Here is a 5,307-nt window from a genome sequence, read left to right as displayed (position 1 = left end):
AGATAGAGCGGGAACAGCGAGATGACCGCCCGGATCTTCCCGTGCGGGGTCTTGAAGGGCTCGTCACCCCGGGCCGCCTCGACGGCGGTGGACCAGAATGCGAAGGCGATGTCGGCCTCTCCCTTCTGGATGGTCCGCATGTTCGCCACACCGCCGCCCGGCACCGGCGTGACGTTGATGGCCGGGAACGCCTCGCGGACGATCTCGGACATGACGGCGCCGCCGATGTACCAGGACCCGGCCGACCCTCCCGCCGCCAGCGTCAGCTTCACCGGCTTGTCCTGGGAATGGGCGGGCGCGACGCCCGCAACGAGCAGCAGGATGACGATCGTGGCATGTCTCAGCATGACTGCCTCCTTCTGACGGCGTGGGCCGCTCACCGCGACGGCCCGCCGAGGAAATGGGGAAGCACTTCGCGGCCCAAGAGGTCAATCTGCTCGAGGACGGTCTGCTGGGACATCCCCGGCCGGCGAATGTGAAAGATCATGTACTCGATCCCGAGCCGTTTCCGGTACCCCTCGATCTGCGCGATGCAGTGATCGGGGTCGCCGATGAGGAACCGCTTCCTCGAACCCCAGATCGAGCCGGTCGCCTGCTGGCATCTCCTTTTCCTGCCCCCACCGAACGTAGCCCTGGTACTTCTCCTCGAGCGAGGGCCGCGCCTCGGCGTGCGCCTTCGCCATGGTCGCGGCGATGTGCGTCTCCCGCTCGAGCGGCCAGAGCCCGCCCGTGAGGCCGGCGGCGCGGCGGGCCTCGCGGTAGATCTCCACTTGGGTCGCCAGCGTGCCGAGCGCCGAATGTGGGCTCATGAGCCACGCCTCGCCGAGCGTCGCGGCGCGGCGCACGGCGGCGTCGCCGTGCGCGGCGATCCACAGCGGCGGATGGGGACGCTGCAGGGGCTTCGGGTTGATGCCGGCGTGGCGGAGCATGAAGTGCCGGCCAGCGTGATCGACATGCTCCTCGGTCCACAGCCGGCGGATGCACTCGAGGGCCTCCACGAAGCGCTCCACGCGGTGGCGTCTGTCGATCCCGAAGTTCTTGAACTCCACCTCGCGGTAGCCCATCCCCACGCCGGCGATGAGGTGCCCGTCCGCGACGACGTCGAGCGTGGCGAGCTGCTCGGCGACGTCCACCGGGTGCATGAGCGGCAAGAGCAGGATGGCGCTGCCGACGCGCAGGTGGCCGCGCTCCGCACACGCCCGCGCGAGGATCGGGAGCGGCTGGAACATCTGGAGGTCGTCGTGGAGGTAGTGCTGCCCCACGAAGACCGCGTCGAAGGCGTGCTCCCGCGCGCGGCGGAGCGCACCGAGCCACTCCTCGAGGTGGCCGCCGGCCGGACCGGCCAGCGGGTACATGGTGGAGAGGACGAGGCCGAATCTCATGCCGGCGGGTGCCTCAGCGCCCCCAGCTCTGGCGCTGCTCGGTCCGCCGGTCCACGATGATGCCGCGCGCGGCCACACCCTCGATGAACGGCACCGGATCGAGGCACGCCTCGGGGGCCAGCACCCCCCGCGGCAAGTCCGCCGCGGAGGCCAGGAGCTGGGCCCCCACGGAGGTGCAGAGCGCAGTCATCGTCCGCTGCGGCAGGTCGCTCCACGCCGTATCTGCCGGGTGGCTGATCGTGAAGCGGTGCGTGGTCGGACAGCCGTCGCGGAGCCCCGTCACGCTGACATGCAGACAGTAGGCGGTGATGCCACCAAAGTGGAGTGGCTTGCGCGCGAGGATGGCCTGGAGCAGCGCGCGCGGCGTGGCCGTGCGACCCTCGATGGGCGTCGGCGTCTCGTCCATGAGGCCGAGGTCGTGGAAAACGCGGAGGGCGCGCATCACTTCCGGGTGGTAGGAGCCGCGGACGGTGACCTCCCTGAGACCAGGGATGAACCGCGAGAGCGTGACCACCTCGGAATGGGGCGGGAAATAGAGATCCACGTCGCCGATGGGAGGCGGGAAGCCGACGGTCTTGAGTCCGCTGAACGCGGGCACGTAGGTGAGGGCGCCCCGCGTGAACACCGGGCACTTCACGTGCGGCGTGTACTGACGCAGCGCGGTGTCGAGGAACCCGGGCGACGGGTTGAAGGGCCGGAAGCTCGCATACTCGATGTGGACCTCGTCCGCGCGGTCGAGGAGCCTGACGCCGTACGCGGCAAGCACATTGGTGAGCCCCGGGCTGCAGCCCATGGCGATCACGGCGGTGGTGCCGGCCGCCCTGGCCTCACCGTCCAGGGCGAGCCGCTCCTCGGCCATCATGCTGCCCACGATGTCGAGATAGTTGACGCGCGCCCGCACGGCGGACTTGAGGATCTCCACGTTCTGGTGGCCGGGAGTACAGTTGACAATCACGTCGCAGTCGCGGGCGAGCCGATCGAGGGCGGTGGCGTCGGCCACGTCGACCCGCGCGCCCGTCACGCGGCGGTCCTTCGCGCTGGCCACGAGCGCGTCCGCCCGCGCCCCGTCGAGGTCCGCCACGACGAGGCGCTCGAACTTCGACGAGCGGATGAGATCGTGCACCACCTCGTGACCGATGAACCCCGCGCCTCCGAGAACGAGATAACGCATGTGCGCCTCCCCTGGCCGGGGGAAGAGAGGATCGAAGCCCGGACGGCGGCCAGCACGCCGGCCCCTCAGTCGGAGATGTGGACGTGCCCTCCCACCCGCCGGACTTCGGCGGAGATGGCGTTGGCGGCGGCGACCACGGCGCGCGCGAACGCGCTCGTCTGCCGGTTCAGGCGGAACAGCGGACCGCCGAGGTTCGCAGAGGCGATCACCGCGCCGGCGGGATCGCGAACGGGCGCCCCGATGCCGAAGAGCTCGGGGAAGAACTCCCCACGGTTGACGGCGTACCCGCGCCGGCGGATGGCCGCCAGCTCGGCGCGGAGCCGCGCCGGCTTCGTGATGGTGTTGGCGGTGTAGCGCCGGAGCCGAGTGCGCGCGATGTAGGCGCGCACGTCCATCTCCGGCATGTAGGCCAGGCCGATCTTCCCGCTCGCGGTGCAGTGCAGCGGGCGCCGTACGCCCACCTGGGCCAGGTACTGCACGGGCTGCGGGCTGTCGATCTTGCAGGTGTAGAAGACCTCGCCCCCATCCACGACGGCGAGGAACGCCGTTTCCCTCGTCCCGGCGGCCAGCGCCTCCAGGTGGGGCTTGGCGAGGGCACTCAGGTCGATGGCCTGCGCGTTTGCGCCGAACCGCGTGAGGGCGGGACCCAGCCGGTACGTCCGGGGCTCGGCGTCGTAGGCGAGGAAGCCCCGCCCGGCGAGCGTGCGCACGATGGTGAGCACGGTGCTCTTCGGCGCGCCAAGCTCCCGGCTGAGCTGACTGAGCGTCATGGCCCGCCCGGGCGGGACGAGCAGGTTCAGGACGTCGATGCCGCGCTCGATGGAGCGCACCACGGCTCAGGCCCCGCCTGGTTCAGGTATCTGCACAGCGTTTAGCATCGTGAATGCCAATTGAATACGGGAAGACGGCGGGATTGTCAAGGCGCCGGTGGCCAGCGCCGTCGCGTGGCTGTGCGCCGACGACTGCAGCGAGGCCCCGCCACGAGGCGTCCGGCGTCGGTGGGAATCAGGCGCGCGGCAGCTCGAGGCTGTCGACGACGAGCCGGCCGCCGTCGGCCAGCACGACGCCGTCCGCCATCAGCCGACAGTCGCTCAGGAGCGCGTCGTTGTGCATCCTGGCGTGGACCGTCCCGCCGGGCAGCGTGTGGTCATCTCCGAAGCCCACGTGCACCCAGCCGTGCGCGCGGACGCCCTCCATGCTGAATTCGCTCGACGGCAGGTGCCGGGCCCAGCGGTTGCAGCCGATGCCGATCTCCGCCGCGCAGTGGAAGACGTTCGGGTCGTCGGCCTCCTCGAGGATCCGCCGGAGCAGCCGCGCCTCGGCCCCTCCCTCGATGGCGGTGATCCGGCTGGCGGTCACTTCGAAGCGGATCGGCGCCGCCGGCGTCCCCACCTGGCTCACCGAGGCGTCGGCCACCAGGACTCCCTCGGTCTCCGCGGCCAGCACGCTGGCCACCCCCGAGGGGACCTGGTCGTAATCCCCGGGGTTCCGGCAGATGCCGTCGATCAGCTCGGGGGGGTGGCCGCCGAGGCTGACGCGCAGGTCGGTGCCGAGCGGGGAGGTCAGATGGAGGGTGCGCGCCTCGGCGAGCCGCCGGGCCAGGGCCCGGGTGAGCGTGACGATCTCGTCGGGATCCACGGCGCCGGCGCGGCCGAAGATCGCCTCGGTGATGAGCGGCATCGTCATGACCCGCGCGCCCCGCCGCCGGGCCTCGAGCAGCGTGTCGCTGTAGGTCATGGAGACCGTCGTCGGCGTGATGATCGCGGTCACGCGCTCGAGGGCGGCCCGGACGGCCTCCGGCGGCTCCTTGCGGCCCTCGCGGACGAACATGGTGAGCAGCACCGCCTCGGCGCCGGCGGCGCGCAGCGCCGCCATGAAGGCCCCAGCGATGCGCGGCGAGCGGCCGGGATCCGTGACGACCGCGACGGCTTCACCCGGCTTGACGTCGAGGGCGTGGCGGACGACGAGCGTCGCCGTGCGATAGAGGTCGGGGTTGCTCATGCCCCGGCGCCCGTGCCGGCGCCGGCCAGCCCGAGGTCGTCGCGGCGCACGACGCCGCCCTGCACGACCATCTTCACCGCCGTCTGCATGACGCAGATGTCGTCCACGGGGTTGCGCTCGACCACGAGCAGGTCGGCGGCCTTGCCGGGCTCCAGCGTCCCGACGCTGTCGATGATCCGCAGCAGTCGGGCCGCCTCCCGCGTGGCAGCGACCAGCGCGGCCATCGGCGTCATCCCGTACTTGACCATCAGCTCCAGCTCCAGTGCGTTCGAGCCGTTCGGCATGCGGGACTGGGCGCCGCAGTCGCAGCCCATCGCGATGGGCACCCCGATGTCGAGCGCCATCCGGAAGGACGTGGCGTGAAGCGGCTCCACCTGCTCGGCCCGGGCGATCCGCCACGGCTCCGCCTCGCGCTTCGAGACGTAGTAGTGGACGGGGCCGAACGTGGGCACGAGGTAGATGCCCTTCGCCTTCATCTGCAGGGCTTGCTCCTCGTCGAGGTAGTGACCGTGGTCGATGGAGTCCACGCCCGCCGCGACCCCGTTCCGGATGCCGCCGATGCCGACGGCGTGCGTCTGCACGGGGCGTCCCACCTTGTGGGCCTCGTAGACCGCGGCCTGGACCTCCTCGAGGCTGAACTGCTCGCTGTTGACGTTGGCGCCCTTGGTCGCCACGCCCGGCGACAGCATGAGCTTGATGCTGTCGGCGCCGCGCTTGACGTGCGACCGCACCTCCCGCCGCATGGCGTCGACG

At 71.1% G+C, this 5,307-nt stretch carries 6 protein-coding genes; all 6 read right to left on the bottom strand.

Annotated elements, in window-relative coordinates; translation table 11 throughout:
- Positions 1–347 (bottom strand): hypothetical protein (locus HYV93_05405; GenBank protein MBI2525401.1); only part of this gene is annotated, 347 nt, incomplete at its 3' end.
- 81 nt (positions 348–428) lie between these two features.
- The gene (locus HYV93_05400) at positions 429–1,382 is read right to left on the bottom strand and encodes an LLM class flavin-dependent oxidoreductase (protein MBI2525400.1); all 954 of its coding nucleotides are present in this window, start codon (positions 1,380–1,382) and stop codon (positions 429–431) included.
- Positions 1,383–1,395: 13 nt separating this feature from the next.
- Positions 1,396–2,553: a saccharopine dehydrogenase NADP-binding domain-containing protein gene (locus HYV93_05395; protein ID MBI2525399.1), complete on the bottom strand. Its 1,158-nt coding sequence runs from the start codon at positions 2,551–2,553 to the stop codon at positions 1,396–1,398.
- Between the two features lie 65 nt (positions 2,554–2,618).
- The gene (locus tag HYV93_05390) at positions 2,619–3,386 is read right to left on the bottom strand and encodes an IclR family transcriptional regulator (protein ID MBI2525398.1); all 768 of its coding nucleotides are present in this window, start codon (positions 3,384–3,386) and stop codon (positions 2,619–2,621) included.
- A 172-nt stretch (positions 3,387–3,558) separates the two neighbouring features.
- Positions 3,559–4,554, bottom strand: coding sequence for a hypothetical protein (locus HYV93_05385; GenBank protein MBI2525397.1), 996 nt, complete (start codon positions 4,552–4,554; stop codon positions 3,559–3,561).
- A partial coding sequence (locus HYV93_05380; GenBank protein MBI2525396.1) for an amidohydrolase family protein occupies positions 4,551–5,307 on the bottom strand: 757 nt, incomplete at its 5' end. The genes HYV93_05385 and HYV93_05380, both read right to left, overlap by 4 nt.

It is taken from the genome of Candidatus Rokuibacteriota bacterium (assembly GCA_016188005.1).
Taxonomy (GTDB): domain Bacteria; phylum Methylomirabilota; class Methylomirabilia; order Rokubacteriales; family CSP1-6; genus UBA12499.
This window is presented reverse-complemented; position numbering and strand designations above follow the sequence as displayed.